26 protein-coding genes are annotated in these 23733 nt (G+C 70.2%); 14 read left to right on the forward strand and 12 right to left on the reverse strand.

Annotated features, from left to right (window positions below; genetic code table 11):
* Positions 1-109 precede the first annotated feature (109 nt).
* On the forward strand, positions 110-811 hold the full coding sequence (locus IFR14_RS20030) for a BMP family ABC transporter substrate-binding protein (RefSeq protein WP_191942066.1): 702 nt from the start codon (positions 110-112) through the stop codon (positions 809-811).
* Between the two features lie 73 nt (positions 812-884).
* Here IFR14_RS20030 and IFR14_RS20035 read toward each other — a convergent pair whose 3' ends face one another.
* Both IFR14_RS20035 and IFR14_RS20040 read right to left on the reverse strand, forming a co-directional pair.
* Complete coding sequence (locus tag IFR14_RS20035) at positions 885-1481, reverse strand: hypothetical protein (protein WP_191942067.1); 597 nt, start codon at positions 1479-1481, stop codon at positions 885-887.
* Positions 1482-1741: 260 nt separating this feature from the next.
* The gene (locus IFR14_RS20040; RefSeq protein ID WP_191942068.1) at positions 1742-2077 is read right to left on the reverse strand and encodes a DUF4440 domain-containing protein; all 336 of its coding nucleotides are present in this window, start codon (positions 2075-2077) and stop codon (positions 1742-1744) included.
* Between the two features lie 506 nt (positions 2078-2583).
* Here IFR14_RS20040 and IFR14_RS20045 point away from each other — a divergent pair.
* Entirely contained in the window at positions 2584-4092 is a 1509-nt protein-coding gene (locus IFR14_RS20045) for an HNH endonuclease signature motif containing protein (RefSeq protein WP_191942069.1), read from the forward strand.
* Positions 4093-4678: 586 nt separating this feature from the next.
* On the opposite strand, the gene IFR14_RS20050 is transcribed toward IFR14_RS20045, so the two are convergent.
* Entirely contained in the window at positions 4679-5746 is a 1068-nt protein-coding gene (locus IFR14_RS20050; RefSeq protein ID WP_191942070.1) for a substrate-binding domain-containing protein, read from the reverse strand.
* 242 nt (positions 5747-5988) lie between these two features.
* Between IFR14_RS20050 and IFR14_RS20055 the strand changes: the two genes are divergently transcribed.
* Positions 5989-6408 (forward strand): hypothetical protein, encoded by a 420-nt coding sequence (locus tag IFR14_RS20055; RefSeq protein WP_064294781.1) that lies wholly within the window; start codon positions 5989-5991, stop codon positions 6406-6408.
* A 3-nt stretch (positions 6409-6411) separates the two neighbouring features.
* On the opposite strand, the gene ykgO is transcribed toward IFR14_RS20055, so the two are convergent.
* Positions 6412-6534 carry a type B 50S ribosomal protein L36 gene (gene ykgO / locus IFR14_RS20060; protein WP_079707423.1) on the reverse strand — a complete coding sequence of 41 codons (123 nt, stop codon included), beginning with the start codon at positions 6532-6534 and terminating at the stop codon, positions 6412-6414.
* 93 nt (positions 6535-6627) lie between these two features.
* Between ykgO and IFR14_RS21530 the strand changes: the two genes are divergently transcribed.
* Positions 6628-7713 carry a GTP-binding protein gene (locus tag IFR14_RS21530; protein ID WP_191942071.1) on the forward strand — a complete coding sequence of 362 codons (1086 nt, stop codon included), beginning with the start codon at positions 6628-6630 and terminating at the stop codon, positions 7711-7713.
* 66 nt (positions 7714-7779) lie between these two features.
* On the opposite strand, the gene IFR14_RS20070 is transcribed toward IFR14_RS21530, so the two are convergent.
* Positions 7780-8661, reverse strand: a complete 882-nt coding sequence (locus IFR14_RS20070; RefSeq protein ID WP_079707425.1) for a LysR family transcriptional regulator — start codon at positions 8659-8661, stop codon at positions 7780-7782.
* Between the two features lie 82 nt (positions 8662-8743).
* On the opposite strand from IFR14_RS20070, the gene IFR14_RS20075 reads away from it, so the two are divergent.
* On the forward strand, positions 8744-9652 hold the full coding sequence (locus IFR14_RS20075; protein WP_342365763.1) for an EamA family transporter: 909 nt from the start codon (positions 8744-8746) through the stop codon (positions 9650-9652).
* Between the two features lie 8 nt (positions 9653-9660).
* On the opposite strand, the gene IFR14_RS20080 is transcribed toward IFR14_RS20075, so the two are convergent.
* Complete coding sequence (locus IFR14_RS20080; protein ID WP_124767676.1) at positions 9661-10326, reverse strand: SIMPL domain-containing protein; 666 nt, start codon at positions 10324-10326, stop codon at positions 9661-9663.
* A gap of 41 nt (positions 10327-10367) precedes the next feature.
* Here IFR14_RS20080 and IFR14_RS20085 point away from each other — a divergent pair, with 41 nt between their 5' ends.
* On the forward strand, positions 10368-10940 hold the full coding sequence (locus tag IFR14_RS20085; RefSeq protein ID WP_191942072.1) for a hypothetical protein: 573 nt from the start codon (positions 10368-10370) through the stop codon (positions 10938-10940).
* 63 nt (positions 10941-11003) lie between these two features.
* Positions 11004-12167, forward strand: a complete 1164-nt coding sequence (locus IFR14_RS20090; RefSeq protein WP_191942073.1) for an NAD(P)-binding domain-containing protein — start codon at positions 11004-11006, stop codon at positions 12165-12167.
* Positions 12168-12172: 5 nt separating this feature from the next.
* On the opposite strand, the gene IFR14_RS20095 is transcribed toward IFR14_RS20090, so the two are convergent.
* Positions 12173-13108: an EamA family transporter gene (locus IFR14_RS20095; protein WP_079707429.1), complete on the reverse strand. Its 936-nt coding sequence runs from the start codon at positions 13106-13108 to the stop codon at positions 12173-12175.
* 90 nt (positions 13109-13198) lie between these two features.
* Here IFR14_RS20095 and IFR14_RS20100 point away from each other — a divergent pair, with 90 nt between their 5' ends.
* Positions 13199-13762 (forward strand): CGNR zinc finger domain-containing protein, encoded by a 564-nt coding sequence (locus tag IFR14_RS20100; RefSeq protein WP_079707430.1) that lies wholly within the window; start codon positions 13199-13201, stop codon positions 13760-13762.
* 29 nt (positions 13763-13791) lie between these two features.
* On the opposite strand, the gene IFR14_RS20105 is transcribed toward IFR14_RS20100, so the two are convergent.
* Both IFR14_RS20105 and IFR14_RS20110 read right to left on the reverse strand, forming a co-directional pair.
* On the reverse strand, positions 13792-14340 hold the full coding sequence (locus tag IFR14_RS20105) for a DinB family protein (RefSeq protein ID WP_191942074.1): 549 nt from the start codon (positions 14338-14340) through the stop codon (positions 13792-13794).
* A gap of 103 nt (positions 14341-14443) precedes the next feature.
* The gene (locus tag IFR14_RS20110) at positions 14444-15742 is read right to left on the reverse strand and encodes a serine hydrolase domain-containing protein (protein ID WP_191942075.1); all 1299 of its coding nucleotides are present in this window, start codon (positions 15740-15742) and stop codon (positions 14444-14446) included.
* 146 nt (positions 15743-15888) lie between these two features.
* Between IFR14_RS20110 and IFR14_RS20115 the strand changes: the two genes are divergently transcribed.
* Positions 15889-16197 carry a DUF2470 domain-containing protein gene (locus tag IFR14_RS20115; RefSeq protein ID WP_342365764.1) on the forward strand — a complete coding sequence of 103 codons (309 nt, stop codon included), beginning with the start codon at positions 15889-15891 and terminating at the stop codon, positions 16195-16197.
* A 58-nt stretch (positions 16198-16255) separates the two neighbouring features.
* On the opposite strand, the gene IFR14_RS20120 is transcribed toward IFR14_RS20115, so the two are convergent.
* Positions 16256-17896 carry an Ig-like domain-containing protein gene (locus IFR14_RS20120; RefSeq protein ID WP_191942077.1) on the reverse strand — a complete coding sequence of 547 codons (1641 nt, stop codon included), beginning with the start codon at positions 17894-17896 and terminating at the stop codon, positions 16256-16258.
* 166 nt (positions 17897-18062) lie between these two features.
* Here IFR14_RS20120 and IFR14_RS20125 point away from each other — a divergent pair, with 166 nt between their 5' ends.
* The 4 genes from IFR14_RS20125 to IFR14_RS20140 all read left to right on the forward strand — a co-directional run bounded on the left by IFR14_RS20125 (position 18063) and on the right by IFR14_RS20140 (position 20671).
* On the forward strand, positions 18063-18473 hold the full coding sequence (locus tag IFR14_RS20125; RefSeq protein ID WP_137244279.1) for a DUF4383 domain-containing protein: 411 nt from the start codon (positions 18063-18065) through the stop codon (positions 18471-18473).
* 1 nt (position 18474) lies between these two features.
* Entirely contained in the window at positions 18475-19089 is a 615-nt protein-coding gene (locus IFR14_RS20130) for a hypothetical protein (RefSeq protein WP_191942078.1), read from the forward strand.
* A gap of 94 nt (positions 19090-19183) precedes the next feature.
* Positions 19184-19843, forward strand: coding sequence for a biliverdin-producing heme oxygenase (locus IFR14_RS20135; protein ID WP_079707436.1), 660 nt, complete (start codon positions 19184-19186; stop codon positions 19841-19843).
* 123 nt (positions 19844-19966) lie between these two features.
* Positions 19967-20671, forward strand: coding sequence for an alpha/beta fold hydrolase (locus IFR14_RS20140; RefSeq protein WP_191942079.1), 705 nt, complete (start codon positions 19967-19969; stop codon positions 20669-20671).
* A 50-nt stretch (positions 20672-20721) separates the two neighbouring features.
* On the opposite strand, the gene IFR14_RS20145 is transcribed toward IFR14_RS20140, so the two are convergent.
* The gene (locus IFR14_RS20145) at positions 20722-21156 is read right to left on the reverse strand and encodes a hypothetical protein (protein ID WP_191942080.1); all 435 of its coding nucleotides are present in this window, start codon (positions 21154-21156) and stop codon (positions 20722-20724) included.
* Positions 21157-21339: 183 nt separating this feature from the next.
* Positions 21340-22599 (reverse strand): ATP-dependent DNA helicase, encoded by a 1260-nt coding sequence (locus IFR14_RS20150; RefSeq protein WP_194719016.1) that lies wholly within the window; start codon positions 22597-22599, stop codon positions 21340-21342.
* A gap of 66 nt (positions 22600-22665) precedes the next feature.
* Here IFR14_RS20150 and IFR14_RS20155 point away from each other — a divergent pair, with 66 nt between their 5' ends.
* Positions 22666-23733, forward strand: coding sequence for a hypothetical protein (locus IFR14_RS20155; protein ID WP_191942081.1), 1068 nt, complete (start codon positions 22666-22668; stop codon positions 23731-23733).

The following is a 23733-nucleotide window of genomic DNA, read 5'->3' on the forward strand; positions in this document are numbered from 1 at the left end:
GCGTCCTCGTCGTCCGTGCTCGTCCGCGAGCTGACGACGGGGACGCCCGCGTTCCCGTATCCGGCCCCGGTCGGACCTCCCCACCCTTCATCCCGTGATCGGATCCTGTATGCCACTGTTCCGTGCATCCGACCGGCGAACGGTCGGTTCCCTCTCGGCGGTCACCGCCGCAGTCGCGCTCACCATCGCCCTCACCGCGTGCACGGCTCCAGCCACGAGCGACGTCACGGCGGCGGTGGCGAACGCGACCGGCACGCCCACGGCGCCGGTCGGCCCGAACGGGGTCACGCAGCCGGTGCCGGGAGCGTCGAGCACGCCCGACCCGACGACGTGGTCGACCGCGGTCGCGCCGGCCGGATTCACCGTCGTGATCGTGACCGCCGTGGCCCCTGGCACCGACCCCGAGCTCGACGCCGCGGTCGACGCGGTCCGCTCACGTGCGACTTCGGCCACGGTTCGCACGGCGACGGTGTCCCCCGGTGCGTCCGGTTCCGGCGATCCCTTCGCGGAGGTGCTGGCCGACTCGCCCGATCTCGTCGTCGTCCTCGGCCCCGAGCTGCTCGATGCGGCCGACCGCTCCTCGGCCTCGAACCTCGGGCGACAGTTCCTCGTCGTCGGAGCGCAGCTGCCCGAACCGACAGCGAACGTCACCGCGGTGGTGTGGCCGGGTGCGTCCGCTCGGCGGGCAGACGAACCCCGGACGGTGCCGAACGGCATGCCCGAGGTGGCGAAGCGGGCGGGCGACGCCTTCCAGGCGGGCCTCGCCGCGCTCCTCGAGGACGCGACGGGCGGCGTACTCGTCCTGCCGTGAGGCCTCGTCAGCTCGATGGTCCGGCTGGTCGACGGACCCGCCTCCACTGCTCGGTGGGGACGGCGCGGTCCGGCTAGTCCTGGGGGATCAGCGGTGCGATGTCGCGGCTCGGCGGCACGACCTCGCCACTCTTGCTGCCGCCGATGACCTTGCCCTCGGGACGGTCGTAGACGAGGTCGAACTCGGTCTCATCGGTGCGCACCCACGCGCCGATCCAGCCGGTCGCCGTCTCACCGGCCGGTGTCGCCTGCAGGAGCGAGTAGCCGGCCGCGGCCATCGGCGCCTTCAGCGCCTCGGGCGTTCCGAGACCGAGCGTCACGTAGTCGAGGTTGACGGCACGGGTGGTGACGGAGACGCGATAGGGGAAGACGCTGCCGCCGTACTCGTCGCCGGCTTCGAGTCGGACCTGGACGAGCATCGGACGCAGGCCGTCGGTGGTGCCTGCAGGCGCCGGGAAGTCATCGACCATCGCGAGGGCGGTCACCTTCGTACCGTCGACGTCGTCGGTGAGCGTCTGCTCCTGAAGCGGCGTGCTCGGCGGCTGCGACACCGACGGCGTCGGCGAGGCGGAGGATCGATCCGCGTCCGACGAGGAGCCGGTGGAGCAACCGGTGAGGGCGAGGGCGGCGACCGTGAGTGCTGCGGCCAGGGTCGTTCGACGAGAACTCATGCGCATGCCTCAATCCTGTCAGAACGGGGTGGAGCGACCCGATGGGCAGCGCGGACCTTGACAGATCTCGACGATACGGTTTTCAGACCTCGGCGACGGCCGTACGCGCGTGTCGGGATGGAGCGTGTTCCCGAGCATCGAAGGACGCGCGGCATGATCGAGAACGGAATGGAGCGTGGCGTCGTCGAGGGGTTCGAACGGCTCGACGCGCTGCTCGGCCACTGAGTCGCGGACCTGCCGGGCGAATCGGCGGAGACCCGTCAGACAGCGCCACCGAAGTAGACCTCGACCTCCCGGACGGTGCCGTCGACGACGCGAGTCGCCTCCAGGTTGCGGTACGTCTTCCCTTGCACGACATACTCGTAGCGGCGGAGGACGATGCCGTCGGTCTCGACGATCTGGAGCGTCACCCCCGGGGTGTCGAAATGGTCGGCGCTCGGGAAGCAGCGCTCGAGCCACATCGTCCGGTCGAGGTGGTCGTCCTGCGGGCTCGTGAAGACGAAATCCGCATGCATCAGCGCCTCGGCGGCAGGCCGATCCTGCTCGCGGAACGCCCGCATGAACGTCAGAACCGTGTCGATCGCCGATGAACGCATGCGGTGATCCTACGCGCGGGCCTGGCGCTGCGGTGTCGCGGCCGGTCCCTGAGCTTGTCGAGGGGCCCACAAGGGACCTCCCGGACCGCGCCGCGACAACCGCGGTGACCCGTTCCCTGAGCCTGTCGAAGGGCCCACGGGCAACCTTCCCCGCCGCACCTCGACCGCCGAGGACACTCGTTCCCTGAGCCTGTCGAAGGGCCCACGAGCGACCTTCCCCACCAGAGGCGGACTCCGCGACCGCGTCACCGTCGGTCCTTGAGCCTGTCGAAGGGCACCCCGAGGGACCTGCCGGACCGCTCCTCGACAACCGTGGAGACCCGTTCCCTGAGCCTGTCGAAGGGCCCACGGGCAGCCTCCCCCGCCGCACATCGACCGCCGAGGACACCCGCTCCCTGAGCCTGTCGAAGGGCCCACGAGCAAACATCAACTGTCGGATAAATACCCAGATCAGCGGATGATTCGTTGGCCGTTCGAATGTCAGTGGTCCGTGTTTGGATGGATCCATGACCAGCACCGCACCGAACCCGCTCGCCGCCGCCGCGGCCGGGTTCGATGCCGTCTGGCAGGGCGCGCTCGACGCGATCCGCCCCGGCGCAGGTGTCGCGGAGCAGCTCGAGAACATGAACGACGAGGCGATCCTCCGTCTCCTCGACGAACTCGGCGCCGTGCAGCACGCGGTCGAGGTCCTCGCCGCCCGCGTCGTCGGCGCGATCGCCCTCCGACCTTCGCCTACTGGCCGCGACGGCACGCTCGTGCGGGCCGCCGGTTACGCGAACCCGGGCGTCATGGTGTCCGAGCGGTGGCGGGTGGCACGCGCCCGAGGCGCCGCGATCGCGGAGGTCGGTGCCGCGATCACGCAGCCTCGCGGGCTGCTCGGCGAGCTGGAGGAATGCCCGTTCCCGGCGGTCGCTGCGGCAGTCGAACCGACCCAGGATCTCGACGCCACAACCGAACTAACCGCCGATCCGCTCTCCGCCACGGCGGAAGATGACCCACGTGGCCTGAGCCTGCTCGGCACACCACGGGCACCCCTGAGCGTCGACGGGGCCGCGGTCATCGTCCGGGAGCTCCGCAACGCGGGCCGCATCTGCAGCAGAGGCGAGCTCGAGGCGGCGTCGGTCATCGCGATCGAGCACGCCGGACACACACCCCTGCAAGACGTCACCCGCATCGCGAAACTCGTCCGCACCCGCCTCGACCAAGACGGCCGCGAACCCCGCGACGAACTCCTCCGCCGAGCGGAACGCTGCACCATCCACGAACTCCCCACCGGCATGACCCTCCTCCGCGCCGAACTCGCCCCAGAAAGCGCCGCCTTCATCCGCGCCGGCCTCGACGCCCTGATCACCGCAAGCATCCGCAAACCCCGCTTCATCGACCCCGAGCAGCCGTCCGACACCGACGCCCCAGACGGGTCCGGTCACCCCATGCCCGCCACCACGCTCATCCCCATCGACCGACGCCGCGCCATCGCCCTCACCGAGACCTTCCGCCACCTGGCCGGCTGCAGCAGCGCCGCCACCGAACTCACCCCCGTCACCGTCATCATCCGCACCGACCACGACACCCTCGAAACCGGTCTCGGCACCACCACCATCGACGGCATCGACGAACCCATCGGCCCCGGCGCCCTCCGCCGCCTCGCCGCCGACGCCAACCTCATCCCCGCAGTGCTCCGCGGACCATCCCAGGTCCTCGACCTCGGCACCAGCACCCGACTGTTCTCCCGCGCCCAGAAACTCGCCCTCGCCGAACGCGACGGCGGCTGCGCCTGGACCGGCTGCACCCACCCACCATCCTTCACCGAAGCCCACCACATCACCTGGTGGTCCCGAGGCGGACCCACCAACCTCGACAACGGCATCCTCCTCTGCCCCTTCCACCACCACCGCATCCACGACGACCACTGGACCATCCGCGTCCAAAACGGTGTCCCCTGGTTCATCCCACCCAGCCACATCGACCGACACCAAACCCCCATCCGAGGCGGACGCATCCACCTCGCCGCCTGAACCCGGGGCACCCGTCTGCCTCCGCACCCGCTGCCCTTCGACAAGCTCAGGGACCGACACGGGAACCACCCTTCGACAAGCTCAGCGACCGAAGCGGGGACCCAGCACACCCGGACACGCTCAGGGAACGACGCCCTACTCGACAACCCGGCCATCCCGGTCCCTGAGCCTGTCGAAGGGCACACGAACAGCCGTTGAACCTGCCCTTCGACAAGCTCAGGGACCGAGACGGAAACCACGCTGCCTCGACAAGCTCAGCGACCGGACCACCCAACCCCCGAGCCACACGAAGGGCCGATGACGAACCGGCCCACCCACCCTTCGACAAGCTCAGGGAGCGAGACGGGAACCACCACCCGTCGACAAGCTCGGTGAACGACGCCGTATTCGACAACCCGGCCATCCCGGTCCCTGAGCCTGTCGAAGGGCCCACGAGCGACCACCCGCCCTTCGACAAGCTCAGGGACCGGGGACACTGACTCAGGAACCCTGGACACCTGCTCAGGGGGCCAAGAACTCCGGCTCAGGCACCGGGCTGCTGCCTCGGGTGCGGGGCGCCGGGCCGAGGAACGGGATCGAGCCCAGCTCAGGCGCTCGGAGCCGCCGTCGACTCCCGCACGATGAGCTGCGGCACCGAACGCACCACGCCGACGGAGTCCGCATCGCTCAGCACCTCGAGCAGCGTCGACATGATCGTCCGCCCGAGCTCGGGAAAGTCCTGCCGCATCGTCGTCAGCGGCGGCGCGAAGTGCTCAGCCTCCGGGATGTCATCGAACCCGACGACGCTCACATCACCCGGCACCCGCAGGCCCCGCTCCGACAACGCGTGGATCACCCCGAGCGCCATCTGGTCGTTCGCCGCGAACACGGCCGTGAACAGCCCACCGACCCGTTCACCGGCCCGCCCGTCGTCATCGTCTCCGACTCCGAGGCCCGCCACGAGCTCCCGCCCGAGCCGGAACCCGCTCCCCGGCGTCCAGTCGCCCACCAGCGGCTCGCGGGCGACGAGCCCGTGCTCGGACAGCGCGTCACGCCACCCCCGCACCCGCTCCAACGCGTCCACCGAATCCGCCGGCCCCGCGAGATGCGCGATACGGCGATGCCCCAACCCGACGAGGTGGTCGACGAGGATCCGCGCCCCCTGGTACTGGTCGATGGAGACACGGTGGAACCCGTCCCGACGACTCGACTCGACCGCGACGAGCGGCACCCCGAGCTCGATCCCGCGCACCGCGTCGAGCGCCCCACGATGCGCCGCGATGAGCACGATCGCCTCGACGTTCTGCCGCAGCAGCAACTCGACGGCCTGCCGCAGCGACGCCGGATCCGACTCCAGCATGCTCGCCATACTCACGGCATACCGGGCATCCCGTGCAGCCTCGTTGAAGCCGAGCGCCGTGCTCGACGGCCCGTAGTCCGGCCCACCGGTCGTGATCAGACCGATCGTGCGTGAACGGCGGGTGACGAGTGACCGTGCGGCCTGCGAGGGCGTGTACCGCAGCTGCGCGATCGCCTGCTCGACCCGTTGCCGCGTCGCGGGGCGCACGTTCGGCAGATCGTTGAGCACCCGCGACACGGTCTGGTGTGAGACTCCGGCCAGACGCGCCACATCGAAGATCGTCGCGACCCGTGTCTTCTCGTCGTCGTTACCCACCAGCCCCACCGGCTCCCACCTGGCGACGTCCGCACGTCTCGCTGAGAGCAGCGTATCCGTCGATGCGCGGCGTGTTCGCGCTCTCAGCGCACCTCCAGCGGTTCGTCAGGTCCGCCGCGATGGGCACCGCTCCCCATCGCGGGTGGACAGCCGACCTCGGTACCGTGATGGACGAGCCGACGGTCGCGCGGGTGCCGCGTGATCAGCTGCGCGTCGCGACCGACACCCGAAGAGGAGCACACATGATCATCTGGACCCGTTGGGGCATCGTCGTCTTCCTGATCTTCGGGCTCTCCGTCGGCGCCGGCTTCCTCATCAAGGCGATCGTCTCGCCCGACGGCGGATCGGCGCAGTCCGGGGTGTTCGTCGGCATCGGATTCCTGCTCGGCGCCGTCGCGTGCTGGGCCTTCGGGAAGTTCGCGCTGGCGAAGCTTGATGCACCGCGGCCGGTCGTCGTGTGGCAGCAGCTCGCGCAGCCGTACGTCAACGAGCACGGCATCACCGTGAAGCAGGAGGCCGTCCCCGTGCGCCACCCGCAGACCGGCGAGCAGCTCTACAGTCGCCCGAGCTCCACACTCTTCTTCATCCCCGTCCGCTTCTGGGCGTACGTGATCGCCGCACTGGGTGTCGTCACGATTGTCGTGAACGTGGTGCGCGGCTGACGCTCAGCCCTGGCGACCCTTCCACCGCGGGTTCTGCTTGTTGATGACGAACACCCGGCCACGGCGGCGGACGATCTGCGACCCCGGCTTGTCTTTGAGCGACTTGAGTGATGCGCGGACCTTCATGGCGACCTCCTGGTGATCACGATGCGTGCTACCTTGTTGAGAACGATTCTCAACAGAACGCACTGTAGCACTCATCGACCAGGAGAACCCGCCGTGACCACGCCTCGCATCCCGCTGACCGTGACGCTCGTCCTCGGCACCTGTCCGCCGGAGCGTCGCACCGTCGCCCGACAGGTCGCCGGAAGGTCCGCGGCGCTCGTCACGATCGAGCGGCACGACGACGCCGAGAGTGCCCACCCTGACATCGACGACGCGATCGACGCCGTCGCGCGACACCCGCTCGCTCCCCGGCACCTCGTCCTCGATTGCGGGAGCACGGTCCGCCCGGTCGACGCGGTCTCCGCCGTCCTCGGGCACCGCGACACGGCCGTCCTGGACGCCGTCGTGACCGTCGTCGACGCAGCCCATCTCCTGCACGACCTCCAGGACGACGAGTACGTCACCCACGACGAGGACGGCGATACGGCGTACACCGCGCGGTCGATGATCACCGTGGAGCAGCTCGAGTACGCGGACACCATCGCCGTCGCCGGCCGACGTGGCGTCACTCACGAGCGGCTCGCGGTGCTCCTCGCGCTCCTCAGCCACCTGAACCCGACGGCGCTGACGCGGATGGTCGAACCGGTCGCAGCCCGACCGCGCGTCACGCCCGGCACTCCGGCGACCGCGAGCAACCGTGAGCCGCTCGCGCGCTTCCGCGACTCCCCGTTCGAACTGGACCGCTTCAGCACGTCCCCCGGGTGGATCGCGATGCTGAACGGCGAGCACCGGCCGTGGGTGGATCACGAGCGCGTGACCACCCTGCGGTTCGTCAGCCCCCGACCGATGCACCCGGAACGACTCCTCGCGTGCTTCGACGGACCGATCGAGGCGGGGCGGTTCGGCCAGGTCATCCGTACGGCGGGGTTCCTCGTCCTCGCGACGCGCGCCTCCCGCGTCGGCGTCCTCCAACACGTCGGCACGATGATCGATCTGGAACCCACGTCGTTCGAGACGAACGACCCCGGCGCACCGCTCGGTCAGGAGCTCGTCGTCACCGGGATCGACCTCGACGAGGTCGCCATCTCCGCTGCCCTGCACGCCTGCACCCTGACGGATGAGGAACTCCTCGCCGGGCCGGCGGCGTGGGCGCACTACCCGGACGCCTTCACGCCATGGAGCACCACCCACGAACACTGAGCGGCCGGCCCGTCAACTGCCCGAAACGGTTCGGATCCCGGTCGATGTCGTGCAGGTTCGGGCGACTCAGTGGATCCGCGCGCTCACCCACTCCTCGCGGACGAACCGCACGAACTGCTCGACGGCCGGCGACACCGCCCGGGCACGGCTGGTGGCGACACCGATCACCCGGACCGCCTCGTCGTCGAGCGGGACGAGCACGACGCCCTCCATGCTCGTGGAATCGGGGAGGACCGCGATCCCGACCCCGGCGCGTACGAGACCACGGAGCGTCGACAGCTCGGACACCTCCATCGTCACGCGGGGCACGACGCCATGCCTCGCGAAGTACGCGTCCGCGATCTGCCGGAGCCCCGAGTCAGTCGTCATCGCGAGGAACTCCGTCTGCTCGAGGTCGGACGCAGCCAACGACGTCCGATCGGCGAGCGCATGCCCGACCGGCACGCCGAGCGCGAGCCGCTCGGAGGTGAGCGGACGCCACTCGATGTCCGGATCCCGCGGTTCCGGGCTGAGGAAGGCGACGTCGGCCGAGCCGGAGCGGAGCGCGTCCAGCACGCTGTCGGCCTTCCCGCCGTCGAGGACGAACCGGATGTCCGGCAGTAGCTGGCGATACTCGCTCACGATGCGCGGGATGAGCCAGCCGCCGAGGGACGAGACGTAGGCGATGGACACGAGACCGGCCGAGGGGTCGCGGAGCTCGTCGATCCGCGACTGCGCGTTGTCGAGCTCGGTCTGCGCCCGGAGCGCGTGCACGAGGAGGATCTCGCCGTAGCGGTTGAGTTCGAGCCGGCTGCGGTGGCGATCGAACAACTCGACCCCGGCGTCCGCCTCGAGCCGACCGATCGCCCGCGTGAGCGTCGACTGGGAGATACCGAGCGCCTCAGCGGCGTACGGGACGTGACCGTCTTCGGCGAGCGCCCGAAGGTACGCGAGTTCGTCGATCCTCATGCCCTCATGATGCCGCACCGGCGAGCCCGGCTGGGGCGGCACCTCGACAAGCTCGGCGACCGGGGCGCGCTAGCGTGGTGCAGTGATCCGCAGACCGCGACCGAGCCAGGCGGCGACCGGCGCCCTCCTCGTCCTGGCCGGACTCGTCTGCCAGGAGCTCGGCGCGTCGATCGCGGTCGCGCTGTTCCCGCAGGTCGGTCCGATCGGCATGGTGACGCTGCGGCTCGTGTTCGCCGCGCTCATCCTGCTGGCCGTCGCCCGCCCGGCCCTGGGCGGACACCCGAGGAGCGCCTGGGGATCGGCGGTCGGCTTCGGGCTCGTCCTCGCCGCGATGAACGTCTGCTTCTACCTGGCACTGGACCGCATCCCGCTCGGCCCGGCGGTGACCCTCGAGATCCTCGGCCCGCTCGCGCTCAGCGTCATCGCGGGTCGTCGATGGACGAGCGCACTCTGGGCGGGCGTCGCCCTCGTCGGCGTCCTCCTCCTCGGCGGGGTGCTCCTCCACAACGGACCGACGGCCGCACTCGACCCGCTCGGCGTCATCCTCGCGCTCGCCGCCGGCGCCCTCTGGATCGGCTATATCCTGCTGTCGGCGCGGACGGGGACGGAGTTCCCCGGCTTGAACGGTCTGGCGATCGCCGCCGCCATCGGCGCCCTCGTGACCATCCCGCTCGCCGCGACGACCGCCGGCACCGCCCTGTTCGATCCCGTCATCCTCCTGCTCGGGCTGGGTGTCGCCGCGCTCTCGTCGGCCGTGCCGTACGCGCTGGAGTTCGTCGCCCTCAGACGCCTCAGCGCCGCGACCTTCTCGATCCTGCTCGCATCCGCGCCAGCCATCGCCGCGATCGCCGGACTCCTCGTGCTCGGGCAGGAGCTCACGACACCGCAGTGGCTCGGCATCGCCTGCGTGGTCGGTGCCGGAATCGGTGCCGTGCTCTCAGCTCGGCGCGGTCGCGCACCCGAGGTGCAGCCGAGCATCGCGCCGAGCTGATCGTCAGGTCAGGACGCGGCGAAGCGGGCGTGCACCCGGGAGGACACGGTGATGTCCTCCGGCTTTAGGTCGAGGCCGGTGTCGCCCGCGGGTGCGGCGGCCCCGCGCATCATCGGCGCCGCGGTCTGGGTCCCCGAGGTGCGGGTCTCGTCACCCAGCATGCCGGGATCGGCCAGCGCAACAGGCCGCACGGTGCCCAGCCCGAGGCTCCGCGCGTAGGCGGTCGCGCGGTCCACGGCGTCGCGGACGGCGTTGTGCTGGGCCTCGGCCGTGATGCGGTGCTTCGTCGCCTCGGTGAGCGCCCACGTGACACCCGTCACCGTGACGCCGTCCTGGACCGCGATCTCCTCGGCCCAGCGGGCCAGCGCCTGGAGGTCGGCGAACTTCACCTCGAGCGCGACCGACGCATGGTGCACGAGCGGCAACTGCTTCCCGTCCTTGTTCCACGGCCGCTCACTCCACACCCGCAGCCGGTCGGCCGACCACCAGGTCACGGCCGACTGCGCGCGGAACTGCTCCGCCGTCTGGCTGAGCGCCCGGTGCAGCGCGGTGGTCCGGGAGACGACGGGCTCACGTTCCGGCCCCTGGAACCCCGCCGAGATGAGGACGGTCCCACGCTCAGCCGGGTGGTGGTAGTCGAAGCGGCCCTCGACGGTGATGATCGTTTCGCTCATACCCGGCACTCTATCCCGCGACGGCGGCTACGCTCTGGACCATGACGGACGGCGGAACCTGGGCGGATCGACGACGTGGACGGCAGCGGGACGCACACGGTCCGGCGGGACGCGGGCTGCCGCCCGGCGACGTCGAGACGGTCGCGAAGTACCTCAAGGAGCGCGTCTACGCGACCTTCACCGGCCTCGCGATCGTCCTCGTGCTGGCGGCGAACGTGGAGCACCACGACGCGCCGGATGCGCTCTTCTCGCTCGTCATCGGCGTGGTCGGCATCACCCTCGCCGGCCTGGTCGCCGAGATGATCGCGCACCTCGCCGCCCACGGTGCGTTCCCCGACGAGCGCGGGTGGCACTCCATGCTCCGGATCGCGTGGGGCTCGCTGCTCACCGTCGCGACCCCCACCATCCTGCTCGTGCTCGCCGTGTTCGACGTCATGGAAGTCGAGACCTCCCTCCGCGTGTCCGCGATCGTCTACCTCGTCACCCTCGGGCTCAGCGGGTGGGTCGCCGTCCGGCGCGCCCGGCTGTCCGTCTGGCAACAGCTCATCGCGCTCGCGGCCCTCGTACTCCTGGGTGTCCTCGTCATCGGCGTGCAGGTCCTGGCCCACGGCTGAATCGCGGAGGCGAGCTCGGACGCCGTCGGAAATGCCGGAGCGGTCGACGACGTTGCAGAGCACGTGAGCACTCCGGAGACCGTCGACGTCGTCGTGATCGGCGCGGGTCAAGCCGGGCTGTCGGCCGCGTACCACCTGCATCGCCGCGGATTCGTCCCGCTGGGCACCACCGAAGCCGCGACCGCAGCACGCACCTTCGTCGTCCTCGACGCGAACGACGCCCCGGGCGGCGCCTGGCAGCACCGATGGCGGTCGCTCACCATGTCGACCGTCAACGGGATCTACGACCTGCCCGGCATGCCGAAGCCCGAGCTCGATCCCGCCTCCCCGAGTGTCGACGTCATCCCGCCGTACTTCGCGGCGTTCGAGGAGCATTTCGCCCTCGCGGTCCGCCGCCCGGCGCAGGTCCGCGCCGTCCGCCGCGAGGACGACGACCCGCACGGTCGACTCCTCGTCGAGACCGCGGCGAGCTCCGACTCCTCAGGCGCTGACTCTTCTGGCACCGGCTCCCCACCCGCCGTGTTCCGAGCACGGGCGGTCGTGAACGCGACGGGAACCTGGACGAAACCGTTCTGGCCCGCGTACCCGGGACGGGAACGCTTCGCCGGACGCCAGCTGCACGTGGCCGACTACGTCTCCGCTGACGAGTTCCGCGGCCGACGCGTCGTCGTCGTCGGTGCCGGCATCTCGGCCATCCAGCTGCTCGAGGAGATCTCGCGGGTGGCGGAGACGGTGTGGATGACACGACGCGAACCGGAGTGGGTGGAGGACGACTTCGACACCGCCGCCCGGGTGGAGGCGATCAAGGGCGTCGAGGAACGCGTGCGCCAAGGCCTCCCACCGGGCAGCGTGATCTCCGTGACGGGGATGCACTGGACGCCGTGGGCGCGAGCGGCCGAGGCGCGCGGCGTCCTGGTGCGTCAGCCGATGTTCCGCCGCATCGAGGAGCACGGGGTCGTCCTCGCCGACGACTCGTTCCTCCCGGTCGACGCCATCCTCTGGGCCACCGGGTTCCGAGCGGCGCTCGACCACCTCGCACCGCTCGGCATCCGACTGCCCGGGGGCGGTATCCGGATCGACGGCACCAGGGCAGCCGACGAGCCGCGGGTGCACCTCATCGGGTACGGCCCCTCAGCGTCGACGGTCGGAGCGAACCGGGCCGGGCGGGCGGCGGTCATGGCGATCCTCGCCGACCTCGACGCCGCCGTCCCGGTCCCACACCGCTGACCCCGTCACTGCACCGCGACGGGGATCGGCACGGCGGGAGCCCGCTCGGAGCGCACGAAGCCGATCCCGAGCAGGATGCAGACTCCACCGAGGAGCTGCGCGAGCGACAGCTGCTCCCCCAGGAGGATCCAGGCGAACCCGGTCGCCGCGACCACCTCGAGGAGGCCCGCGAAGGAGGCCAGTCGGGAGCCGAGCATCTGACTCGCGGTGATGCTCGCCGCATAGGCGACGGCCGTCGACACCACCCCGACGAACAGGAGCGGCACCCACCACACGACGTCGGTGCCGAGCACCGTGACGTCGGCGTCGGAGGTCGTGAACGGCACGCCGACGAGCCCCGCGAGCCACAGACTGAGCGCCCCGATGAGCAGACCGATGGCGGCGAACGCCACCGGAGGCAACCCCTTCGCCGGCCGCGCTGAGATGACGTAGTACGCGGCGCAGCCCACCATCGCGAGGATGGCGAACAGCAGGCCGACCGGGTCGAGCGTCGAGCCACCGCTCGGAGCGACGACGAGCACGAGCCCGACGAGCGACACGACGGAGCCGACGAGCACGACCGTCGCAGGACGACGTCGGGTCAGCACCCATGCGACGGCGACGAGCAGCAGCGGTGCCATGTACTCGACGAGGATCGCGGTCCCGACGGCGATGGTCTGCAGCGCCGCGAAGTAGACGAGCTGCGTCGCCGCCACCCCGATGAGGCCCATGCCGAGGAGTCGCCAGCGTCCACGCCAGACCGCGTCCCAGCGACCGCGGAGCGCGATGAGGGCGAACGGGGCGAGTACCAGGCCACCGATCAGGGCACGGACGGTGACCGCGGCAGCGGGGCTCCACCCCGATGCGAGCACCGGTTTGATGAACGCTCCGGAGGTGCCGAACGCGACCGCGGCGAGTACCGCGACGAGCAGACCGACCGTGGTCGAGGACGTGTGCTTCATGGGTGTCTCCAGCTGCCGCGAGTGGGGCCGGCAGAAGAGGTGGACGCCCGGCTGAGATGAAGCTACTCTCGGAGAGAGTAAGGAGTCAACTTGCATTTTGCCCCTGACACCGAGGATGCGCTGCTCTTCGCCGCGCTGCTCGTGAACACCCGCGCATCGGCGTCCCGGAGCGGACTCGACGAGCTCGCGACACCGCCACAACTCGTCGAGCTCCTGCGGGTCAGTCGGTACTCGGGTCGGGTCGACGGCGATGAGCCCGAGCGGGCCGCGGTGGCCAGGCTCCGGGAACGGATCCACGCACTCTGGGCCTCCGACGCGGACGCCCCGGACACCCGCGACCGCGCCGTCACCGAGATCAACGCGATGCTCCGGGAGTCCGCCGCGCTCCCCCAGCTGCGCCGCCACGACGGCTTCGACTGGCACCTCCACGCCACCGAGTTCGACGCACCGCTCGTCGACCGCGTCCAGACCGAGATCGCCATGGCACTCGTCGACGTCGTCCGGTCCGACGCCTGGGACCGCCTGCGGCTCTGCGGCGCCGACGATTGCGACGGCTTGCTCGTCGATCTGTCCCGCAACGGTTCGAAACGCTATTGCTCCGTCCGCTGCAGCAATCGGGTCAACACGATCGCGTTCCGCGCACGGGCGCAGTAGCGGGCGTCACCAGACCCGGATGACGACCATTACTGCGATCTCGTCACATCCCAGAGATGGTGCACCGGGTCGTGGATGAAGTAGCGGCCGAGGGTCTCGGTCGTGAAGCGCGCGCCGTCGCTCCGTCGCCCCGTCCGCGTGAGCGCCTCATCCGGCACCCGCTCGAACGCTGCGGCGAGCACCGTCGCGGCCTCCACCAGCTCCGCCGACACCCGGTTCGGGTCCTGCTCGCCGTAGCGCTCCTCGAGAGCCGTCGCATCCTGGTCCCAGTTCTCGAACGCAGGATCGTCCTCGTCGAGGACGAGCCGCAGCCGGACGTCGAAGATGCGGAACACGTCACGCACATGGGCCGCGTACTCGAGCGGCGACCAGGTCTGCGGGTCGGGCCGCTCCCGGACGTCGGCGCGCTCCAGCACCGCCGGCCACGCGGCGGCGTTCGCCAGGATCAACCCGGGGAGTTCCCGGAACCCGAACCGCGACGTGTCCATCCCACACTCGGGACAGGCGCGCTCGAGGACCCAGGTCCAGTTCTTCGTATCCGGGACGATGGTGTCGTCGTCGGGGGTGTTCGTCGTCATGGGTTCACTCTAGGAAGCGGCATGGCCCAGCGCCCTCGCGAAAGCGTCATCGTGCCGCGATCCGCCGCCACAGTCCGCTGGCGGCGCCGTGCCGATGCCTCCGTTACCCGGCGGGGGCGACCGGCGGGGCGCAGACCATCGCCGCGGCGGCGAGCTGCTCCGCCATCTGCTGCTCGGACCACGGGAGTGCGATCTCGGGGGCCTTCTGCCCGCTCGCCGGTGCCGCCTTCGCACCGATCGACGCGAGCTGCATCGCGAGCGTCTGCGCGAAGCCCGCACCGAGCGTCGAGTTGTTGAGCATGACGACGACCGTCAGTCCGGAGGTCGGGTCGGAGAAGGCCGCCGAGAGCGAGCCGGGGATCGCGCCGGCCTGCCCCCGGAGGGGACCGATCTGCAACCCACCCACGCCGAAGCTCTTCCAGGTCGGCTCAGCCTCACCCAGCGAGACAGGGTCCTTCCACTGCTTCTTGTACGTGCTGTCGTTCAGCAGCGAGCCGGACGCGAAGGACTGGGTGAACTTCCGCAGATCGTCGACCGAGGAGACGACGCCACCGGCGGTCCACACCATCGAGGTCGACAGCTCGGTCTCGTCCGTCGGTGCGTCGCACTGGTAGGTGCCGTCCGCGACCCGCGGCGTCAGGTACCCCTTGGGGTGCGACCCCGGAAGCTCGACGGTGGAGGCGTCGGGGAAGCTGGACTTCGACATGCCGAGCGGCGAGAACACGTAGTGGTCGTACAGGGACTGCCACGACTGACCGGTCAGCTCCTCGAGCGCCATGCCGAGCAGGATGTACCCGGTGTCGCTCGAGCCGAAGAGCGCCCCCGGAGCCGTCCGCGTGCCGCTCGCGAGGCCGTTCGCGAGGATCTCGGCCATCGACCAGTTGCGGGTCGGGTTGGTGACGAACTGGGCGTTGAGCGCGGGCGTGTAGGTGCCGAGCCCCGACGTGCCGTTGCACAGCTGCTGGTAGGTGATGCCCTCGATGCCCTGGACCTGCGGGAGGGTCTTGTGGACCTGGTCGGTGAGCTTGATCTTGCCCTCGTCGACGAGCTCGAGGAGCACGGTGCAGGTCATCGGGCGCGTGGTGTCGCCGATGCGGTAGACCATGGACGGATCCATCTTGGTCTTGCCACCCGGCTCGGTCGTGCCGACGCCGGCCGTGTAGCTCCCGGCCCACGGCGCCCAGACGCCGACGATGGCCCCGGAGGATCCGGACTGGGTGACGGCGGCCTCGACCGCCGCTGTGATGGCGTCGGTCGTGTCGCCGGCGAGTGTGCCGCTGACCTGGTCGGGGAAGTCGGTGTCGGACACCGAGGGGCCCGAGCATCCGACGAGCACCGTCGCGAGGGTCGCCGCGGTAAGGAGTGCGGCGAGACGCCGTCGCCTCGGAGCTGTTGCAGTCAAGTCATCCCCCTGATGAGCGGTCTGCGGAGCTGCAGACTGTTCCCGATTGTAACCGGGCGCGGCTGGGAGCTGCGGTCGCACGCCGCGCGCCGGTCACTCGGGCGGCGGGCCTGGTGCCGGGCCCGGTGATGGTGTTCCCTGGAGAGGTGACCTCGAACGCCTTCCCGCAGACCACCGTCGACGCCGTCCTGGCGCACATGAACGGCGACCATCCCGACGACAACCTGCTCATCGTGCGCGCCTTCCTGGAACCGGCGGCCGAGACCGCCACCATGATCGCGCTGGACGGGACGGGTGGCGAGTGGACCTGGACGGTCGACGGCACCGCCGCGGGTGGTCGGGCGCCCTGGCCCGCCGGCACGATCACCGAGCGCGGCGAGATCCGACGCGAGGTCGTCGCCCTCTACGACGCCGCGTGCGCCCGTCTGGGTGTGGAGCCACGCCCGCACGACTGAGCGACGACGGCCGGACGATCGCTGCGGTCAGGAGACGGACCGTGCCCCGCTCGGCCGGTCAGCCGCGAATCCCCGCCGAGCGGGACCGGCCGACGCGCAGCACCACGAGCACGAGGCCGGCGAGCACGAGGAACCCCGCAGCCCAGAGCGTGCCGCTGGCGCCGACTCCCGTGCGGGCGAGGTCCGCTTCCGCGGGCCCAGCGGTGTCCGCGACCGGTCCAGCACCGCCGTCGACCGGGGTGACCGGCGGCTCGACGGGCGTGCCCGGGTCCTCCGGAGTGACCGGCCCGGTCTCATCCTCCAGCGCGACGGAGAACGAGAACTCGGTGGCGGGGCTCGTGGCGACGCCGGCGTTCGCTGTCGCCGTCCACCGCTTCTCGCCCACACCGACGGACTCGACCGTGCAGCTGAACGTTCCGGCCGCGGTCGAGAAGGTGAGACAGAGGAAGCTCCCCGCCTCACGCACCTCGATCAACTTCGACGGTTCGGCCTCACCCGTGACGACGACGCGCTCGCCGACGATTCGCTCCCCGGCGGCCGGGGAGATGATCCGGGGTGCCGCGTTGACGAGGTACTGGAAGGCGTGGGCGACGGACACGACGCCGTTCGTCGACGTCTCGACGACGGACATCTCGTGCGCCCCGGGAGCGAACGCGACGTCGGGGGTGCACGCCCACCGGCCTCGATCGGTGGCCGTGGCGGCGCAGACCGTCCGCTCGGCGGCATCGAGCACGACGACCGAGGATCCGGGCGTCGCCCGGCCGGCGAACTCGGGCCGCGCCTCTCCGACCTGCGCGGCTGGTGACGTCACCGACAGCTCGGACGACGGCACCGGGATGAAGGGCGCCTCCCGGTCGAAGTCGATCCCGACGATCGGGACGATCCGCCCGCTCAATGCCGCGAACTCGTCCTGCAGCGCCTCCGCGGCTTCCAGGCCGCCGGGCTTCCCCTCGATGAAGAAGAACGCCTCGACCGGCAGCTCCGGCGTGCTCTCGACGGTCCACGCACCGACCACGACCTCGTTCCACAGGGCGTCCAGGTAGTCGTCCACCGGGAGGAGCGCGCGCATCTCCAATGAGGCGGCGAACCCGTCGAGATCCGCCCCGAAGGCACAGTTGCCGTTCTTCCACTCGAGGCTGTCGAAGTGCCGCGACCAGGCGACGCCGGAGTCGATGCCCTGTTCCAGGCATGGGGCACTACTGCCCTCGGGATTGCCGTACTCCACCTCGACGGTCGAGCGGTCGCAGCTGTCCGGTCGGGTGTTGGTCGCGGCGTCGGAGGGGAACGCGCACCGGAGCCGCATCTGCGACTCCTGGTCGGCCCACGGCTGCAGGATCATTCCGGCAGACGCGGCCGGCCAGAGCGTCTCGATGCCGAGATCCGCTCGCAGGTAGCTGAACGAGGCGCCGTCGCGGGAGATCTGGAGCGGGGTCGGGAGCACCGTCGAGGTGGTGCGGACGACGACGCCGTTGCAGAAGTAGGCGGCTTCGCCACCGTCGCAGGACCTGGCGGTGTCCGCGTAGCGGGCGTTGAGGACGTCCGCGATGGTCGCGTCTGCGATCGTTCCGGCGGGCTCCACTGGAGCGGACCGGGGCGACTCGGCGAGCGCCGACGCGGCCGGTGAGGCCAACACGCTCATGAGGGCCAGCGCGGTGGCGGCAGTGGCACGCCGTGCGGCGCGTGCGGGATGCAGGAGCATGAGGGGACCTTTCAGCGGGACCGGGTCAGCCTACAACTGGAATACCAGATGCAGAAATCGGACGATCGGCTGGTCGGTCGTCTGGACCAAACCGCGAAGCGGCCGACCTCCGAACCCTTCAATGCCTCGGATCAGCCCGGGGCTCGACCGAACTCAGGAGGCTCCCATGCTCCACTCACCCAACCGGCTCCTCGCGACCGTCTTCGGCGCGGTCTACGTGGTCGTCGGACTCCTCGGCGGGATCGTCGCGGGCGGCCTGCCGTTCCTCACCACCGAGGGCGGCCTCCTGCTCGGGATCTTCGAGGTCAACCCGCTGCACAACATCGCGCACGTCCTCATCGGTGCGGCCCTGCTCATCGCCGGGCTCTCGAACGTCGTCGCGGCCAAGACCGTCAACACGGTGATCGGCGGGTTCTACCTCCTGCTCGGTGTCGTCGGCTTCTTCATCGTGGGTTCCGCGCTGAACATCCTCGCGCTCAACACGGCCGACCACTTCCTCCACCTCGCGAGCGCCGTGGTGCTGCTCGGTGCCGGACTGGCTGCGGACAAGCGCACGCACCGGGTGGCGACGGCCTGACATGTCGGTCTCCGTCGAACGTCAGGACGCCCGGGCGGGCGCCGGCACAGCGGTCCGCTCCGGGACGACGTCGATCTCGAACAGCCTGCTCGCGATGTGCACACTCGGTGCCGGTCTCGTGCTGATCGCGACCGGTGCCGGGTCCTCCCCCGTGGGCGCGATCCCGCTCGTCACCCTGGGCGTCGCCGCACTGCTGTGGTCCGTCGTGGTCCTCGTCCGCGACCGGGTGCCGGGCCTCCGAGCGTCCTTCGCCGGCGCGGTGGGCACGGTCGTCGTCTGGGTGGCGCTGTACGGACTCGCCTCCCTCGGCGTCACGACCGTGCCCCCGTTCCTGCCGACCCTGTCATCCACGGTCCTGCTGCTCGTCGTCGCCGGGGTGCTCGCACGGCGACTCCGGCGGGTCACCCTCGCATCGACGGCGCCGGACGAACTCGAGCTCGACGCCCTAGTGACGCGCGCGAACCGCCGGCCACATCGCGAGCCGAGCACGGGACGGTACGTGCTCACCCTGCTCGCCGGGGCAGCGGTCGTGGCGGCGATCACCACCCCGGCACTGGCCCAGACCAACGCGGGCGCGTTCGCGGTCCCGCACGGTTCCCTGCACAGCAGCCACTGATTCCCTCCACAGCGACAGATCCACCCTCCCGCTCACGAGTCCGGCCCGTTACACTTAGGCAACCCTTACCGAACCAGCCGACGCGGAGTCCGACATGAGCACTGTGATCCCCTTCTCCCAGGCCCTGCGCGAGCGCACGTCATCCGGCCACTCCTCCAGCGAGGGGGCGGACTTCATGAGCGACCTCATGACCGGGAAGGGCTCGAAGGAGGACTACATCGCCCTCGTCGCGCAGCACTTCTTCATCTACGAGGCCCTCGAAGCCGCAGCCGACCGCATGCGCGCCGATGCCGTCGCCGCTCCGTTCATCAGCGACAAGCTGACGCGGCTTCCCGCCATCGTGCAGGACCTCGAGTTCCTCATCGGTCCGGACTGGCGCGAACAGATCACCCCGCTCCCCACCACCGCCCGGTACGTGGCACGGATCAACGAGGTGGGCGCCGTCTGGCCCGGCGGCTTCGTCGCGCACCACTACACCCGGTACCTCGGTGATCTCTCGGGCGGGCAGATCATCCGCACGCTGATGCAGCGCCAGTTCGGCTTCGACACCAACGGTGTCGGCTTCTACCTCTTCGGCGACATCGCGAAGCCGCGCGAGTTCAAGGACACCTACCGCGAGCAGCTCGACGCCGTGCCGTGGGACGACGAGGAGCAGGCCCGCGTGATCGACGAGGTCATGGTGGCGTACCGCTTCAACACCGACCTCTTCCGCGACCTCGCGACCGCGAAGGCCGCAGCGACCGCCGTCGCCTGACCCGTCCGTCCATTCGCCCATTCTTGGGCGAACGGGTGTTCATTCGCCCATTCTTGGGCGAACGAACTGCGGGCGGCGAAGCACCCCTCCCGCCGCTCGCAGGCCCGGCGTAGCATCTCGGGCATGGACGTCATCCTCGTACCCGGTTTCTGGCTCGACGCATCCTCCTGGAGCGCGGTCACACCCCCGCTCGAAGCGGCAGGCCATCGGGTCCGACCGCTCACCCTCCCCGGCCTCGAGAGCGTCACTGCCGGCCGCGCCGGCATCGGCCTCCGCGACCACGTCGACGCCGTGGTCGCCGAGATCGACGCCGGCACCGAGCCGGTCGTGCTCGTCGGACATTCCGGCGGTGGCGCCATCATCTCCGCCGCGATCGACGCCCGCCCTGACCGCGTCGTCCGCGCCGTGTACGTCGACTCGGGTCCACTCGCCGACGGCGCGTGCATCAACGAGGAACTCCCCTCGTCGGGCTCCGATATCCCGCTGCCCGACTGGGCGGTGTTCGACGCCGAGGACCTCGTCGATCTGGACGACGAGCTCCGCGAGCGATTCCGGGCCAGGGCCGTCCCGCAACCGAAGGGCGTCGCCGTCGACCGACAGCAGCTCTCCGACGACGACCGCCGCCTGTCCGTCCCGGCGACCGTGGTCGCGTGCGAGTTCTCCTCGGAGATGCTGCGCGGCCTGATGGAACAGGGTCACCCGTACGTCGCGGAACTGGCACGGCTGCGTGACGTCGAGTTCGTCGACCTGCCGACGGGCCACTGGCCGCAGTTCACGAAGCCGGCCGAGCTCGGCGCGATCCTCCTCCGGGCCGTCGACCGGACCTGAGGTCTGGCCTCCCTCGACCAGGCCGGTCAGCGCGAGGCGTCGACGGGCGCTCAGGTCATGAGGTACGCGAGCGGGACGATACCGAGTATCGCGATAAAGATCACTGCCAGCACGGCGTACACCGCGATCTGCGCGCCGCGTCCCTTGATGACCGCCTGACCTCTCGGTGCGAGCGAGCCTGAGACCCACTGCTGCGCCGGCGCGATGTAGTCCAGCGTCGGCGCCTCGCCGGGCTGCAGCAGGTAGTCGGCACGGCCGAACTCCCACAGCCAGGCCATCGAGCACGAGACCTGCACGGGACGGTCGGCTGGAACCGTGAACTGCGACGGTCCCCAGGTCGGGCGGTGCTCGAAGCCGTCGATGCGCACGACGAGTGGGATGAACCCCCAGTATCCGGCGAACGGCGGCTTGCTGGCGTTCAGCTCGAGCGTGCGCCAGGCGGTGATCGGACCGGGCTGCGGCCACTGAGCTTGTCCATAGGTCATGAGCGATAATCGTAGTTCTTCGGATGTGGTCCCGCTCGCACAAACTCTGCCGATCCCTGAGCCCAACCCCGGTCCCTGAGCCCAAACACGGTCCCTGAGCCTGTCGAAGGGCAGGTGCGACCGTTGCGACGTCGCCCTTCGACAGGCTCAGGGACCGGACGGCTTCGGCCGAGACCGGAGACGCTACTGCCCCGACATGAACCGCTTCACGTCGGTGTCGACGATGATGTCGCTCGGGCGCAACGGCCTGGAGAGGTAGAGACCGTCGAGCGTCGAGATGCGGCTGAGTGCGACGTAGCTCTGCCCCGGGCTGAACGCGCGGCTGCCCAGGTCGACGATCGCGCGGTCGTAGGTCTTGCCCTGCGACTTGTGGATGGTGACCGCCCACGCGAGCCGCAGCGGGAACTGCGTGAACTCGGCCACGATGTCGCGCTTCAGCTGCTTCGTCACCGAGGAGTAGGAGTACTTGTACTTCTCCCACGTCGCCGGCTCGACCTCGAACTGCTCGCCGTCGACCTCGACCCAGACGGTGGAGTCGATCTTCACCACGGTCCCGAGCGTGCCGTTCACCCAGCGACGCTCGCTGTCGTTGCGGAGGAACATGACCTGCGCACCGACCTTGAGGTCGAGGGCCTCGTCGGCGGGGAACGCCCGCCCGCCGAAGTCGCCCGAGACCTCCGCGTTGGCGGTGAGCGGCTTGCCGTCGAGCTTGGCGAGCGCCGCCTTGTTGATGCGGTCGACGGTGTCGTTGCGGCTCGCGAGGGTGATGACGCCGTCCTCCGGTGGGATCCTGGCGCCCATGCCGTTCAGCCGGCCGGCCATCTCGGCGGTGACCTGGCCGTGCCGGACACCGTTGAGGAGGTACTTGAACTCGGCCTCGTGCTGGCGGTGGATCTCCGTGAGCTCGACGAGCTGCAGCGGCGTCTCGGACCACACCTTGGCGTCGAAGAACCAGAACGAGCGGTAGGTGTCGGCGATGTACGCCCGTTCCTCGAGGCTGCCCGGCACGGGAGCGAGCTGGTACGGGTCGCCGAAGAGGACGATCTGCACGCCGCCGAACGGCTCGCGCGGCCGCTGCCGGGCCTGCCGGAGGCTCCGGTCCATGGCGTCCATGAGGTCGGCGCTCACCATGGAGACCTCATCGACGACGAGGGTGTCGATGGAGTTGAGCAGCTTGCGGGTCTGATCGTTCTGGTCGATCGTGTGGTCGGCGATGAGCCCGATCGGCAGGCGGAACAGCGAGTGGATCGTCTGCCCGCCGACGTTCAGCGCGGCGACACCCGTCGGGGCGCAGATGGCCAGCTGCTTCGAGGTGTTCCAGGCGAGGTGGTTGAGCAGCGTCGACTTCCCGGTGCCCGCCCGACCCGTGACGAACAGATGCTCGCGGGTGCTCTCGATGCGGTCGAAGACGGCTTGCTGCTCGGCGGAGAGGGCTACGCTCATGATGCTTCGGTTCCCTCCCGTTTTCGCCCTCCAATCCTATGCGAGGTGCCCGCCTAGGATGTCAGGATGAGCCATGTCGCGACACGTGGGGAGCTGCGACGCCCGGGAACGGTGCGCGGTGCGCTCGTCCGCGCCGTCGTGCTGTGGCTCTGCATCGCGGCACTACTCGTCGCGGCCATCGTCTCCGCCTGGTCGGCCGTCGCCCGCGACGTCTACGGCGCCGGTTCCTTCGCGCGCGGGTACCTCGACGCCCTCGCAGACGACGACGCCGCGACCGCGCTCGCGTTGCCCGGGGTCGCCCTGAGCTCCGCCGAACTCGCCGACGCGGGCCTGCCCGCCGAGAGCTCGGACGCCCTGCTCCGGAGCGAGGCGCTCGGCACGATCGAGAACGTGCGCCTCGTCTCCGACGTCACGACCGCATCGGGTGCCCACGAGGTGACCTTCTCGTACCGACTCGCGGGTCAGCCGCACAGCACGGCGTTCTCGATCACGAGCGGCGAGCGCACCTTCGGGCTGTTCCCGTCGTGGCGCTTCGACACGAGCCCCCTGAGCGTCGTCCAGCTGACCGTCGCGCACACGACCGGGTTCCGGGCGAACGGCTTCGAGCTCGACACCCGCCGTGTCGCGGAGGGGACCGAGGGGGCCTTCACCTCCACCATCCCGCTCCTCACCTTCACGCCGGGCAGCGTCGACTTCGACGTCGACACCACCTACCTGGCGGCATCGGTGGAGACGGCGACGACGACCGAGGTCGCGAGCGTCGTCGACGCCGAGGTGACCGCGAGTGCCACCCCGGACTTCGTCGGGGAGGTCCAGACCCAGATCGACGGCTACCTCGACAACTGCGCCACGCAACAGGTCCTCCAGCCCACCGGGTGCCCGTTCGGCATGGTGATCCGCGATCGCGTGGACGACCTACCGGTGTGGTCCATCGCGGCCTACCCCGTGGTGGCGGTCCAGCCGGGCGACACCGGTTGGCAGATGCCGGCGACGGACGGAGCCGCGCACCTCGTCGTCGACGTGAAGTCGCTGTTCGACGGCACGGTCTCGACCCTTGACGAGGACGTCCCGTTCACGCTGTCGGCGTTCGTGACGATCCGCGACGACGGCTCCCTCTACATCGACCTCCGCTGA

The sequence above is a fragment of the Plantibacter sp. CFBP 8775 genome, assembly GCF_014839505.1.
GTDB classification, from domain to species: domain Bacteria; phylum Actinomycetota; class Actinomycetes; order Actinomycetales; family Microbacteriaceae; genus Plantibacter; species Plantibacter auratus.

Excerpts from the sequence above, each read along its gene's own strand:
- IFR14_RS20085 (WP_191942072.1), top strand. The coding sequence starts at position 10,368 with ATGACGGACGGCGGAACCTGGGCGGATCGACGACGTGGACGGCAGCGG.
- IFR14_RS20030 (WP_191942066.1), top strand. The coding sequence starts at position 110 with ATGCCACTGTTCCGTGCATCCGACCGGCGAACGGTCGGTTCCCTCTCG.
- IFR14_RS20140 (WP_191942079.1), top strand. The coding sequence starts at position 19,967 with ATGGACGTCATCCTCGTACCCGGTTTCTGGCTCGACGCATCCTCCTGG.
- IFR14_RS20135 (WP_079707436.1), top strand. The coding sequence starts at position 19,184 with ATGAGCACTGTGATCCCCTTCTCCCAGGCCCTGCGCGAGCGCACGTCA.
- ykgO (WP_079707423.1), bottom strand. The coding sequence starts at position 6,534 with ATGAAGGTCCGCGCATCACTCAAGTCGCTCAAAGACAAGCCGGGGTCG.
- IFR14_RS20150 (WP_194719016.1), bottom strand. The coding sequence starts at position 22,599 with ATGAGCGTAGCCCTCTCCGCCGAGCAGCAAGCCGTCTTCGACCGCATC.
- IFR14_RS20035 (WP_191942067.1), bottom strand. The coding sequence starts at position 1,481 with ATGAGTTCTCGTCGAACGACCCTGGCCGCAGCACTCACGGTCGCCGCC.
- IFR14_RS20070 (WP_079707425.1), bottom strand. The coding sequence starts at position 8,661 with ATGAGGATCGACGAACTCGCGTACCTTCGGGCGCTCGCCGAAGACGGT.
- IFR14_RS20125 (WP_137244279.1), top strand. The coding sequence starts at position 18,063 with ATGCTCCACTCACCCAACCGGCTCCTCGCGACCGTCTTCGGCGCGGTC.
- IFR14_RS20045 (WP_191942069.1), top strand. The coding sequence starts at position 2,584 with ATGACCAGCACCGCACCGAACCCGCTCGCCGCCGCCGCGGCCGGGTTC.
- IFR14_RS20130 (WP_191942078.1), top strand. The coding sequence starts at position 18,475 with ATGTCGGTCTCCGTCGAACGTCAGGACGCCCGGGCGGGCGCCGGCACA.
- IFR14_RS20145 (WP_191942080.1), bottom strand. The coding sequence starts at position 21,156 with ATGACCTATGGACAAGCTCAGTGGCCGCAGCCCGGTCCGATCACCGCC.
- IFR14_RS20155 (WP_191942081.1), top strand. The coding sequence starts at position 22,666 with ATGAGCCATGTCGCGACACGTGGGGAGCTGCGACGCCCGGGAACGGTG.
- IFR14_RS20055 (WP_064294781.1), top strand. The coding sequence starts at position 5,989 with ATGATCATCTGGACCCGTTGGGGCATCGTCGTCTTCCTGATCTTCGGG.
- IFR14_RS20120 (WP_191942077.1), bottom strand. The coding sequence starts at position 17,896 with ATGCTCCTGCATCCCGCACGCGCCGCACGGCGTGCCACTGCCGCCACC.
- IFR14_RS20095 (WP_079707429.1), bottom strand. The coding sequence starts at position 13,108 with ATGAAGCACACGTCCTCGACCACGGTCGGTCTGCTCGTCGCGGTACTC.
- IFR14_RS20040 (WP_191942068.1), bottom strand. The coding sequence starts at position 2,077 with ATGCGTTCATCGGCGATCGACACGGTTCTGACGTTCATGCGGGCGTTC.
- IFR14_RS20080 (WP_124767676.1), bottom strand. The coding sequence starts at position 10,326 with ATGAGCGAAACGATCATCACCGTCGAGGGCCGCTTCGACTACCACCAC.
- IFR14_RS20105 (WP_191942074.1), bottom strand. The coding sequence starts at position 14,340 with ATGACGACGAACACCCCCGACGACGACACCATCGTCCCGGATACGAAG.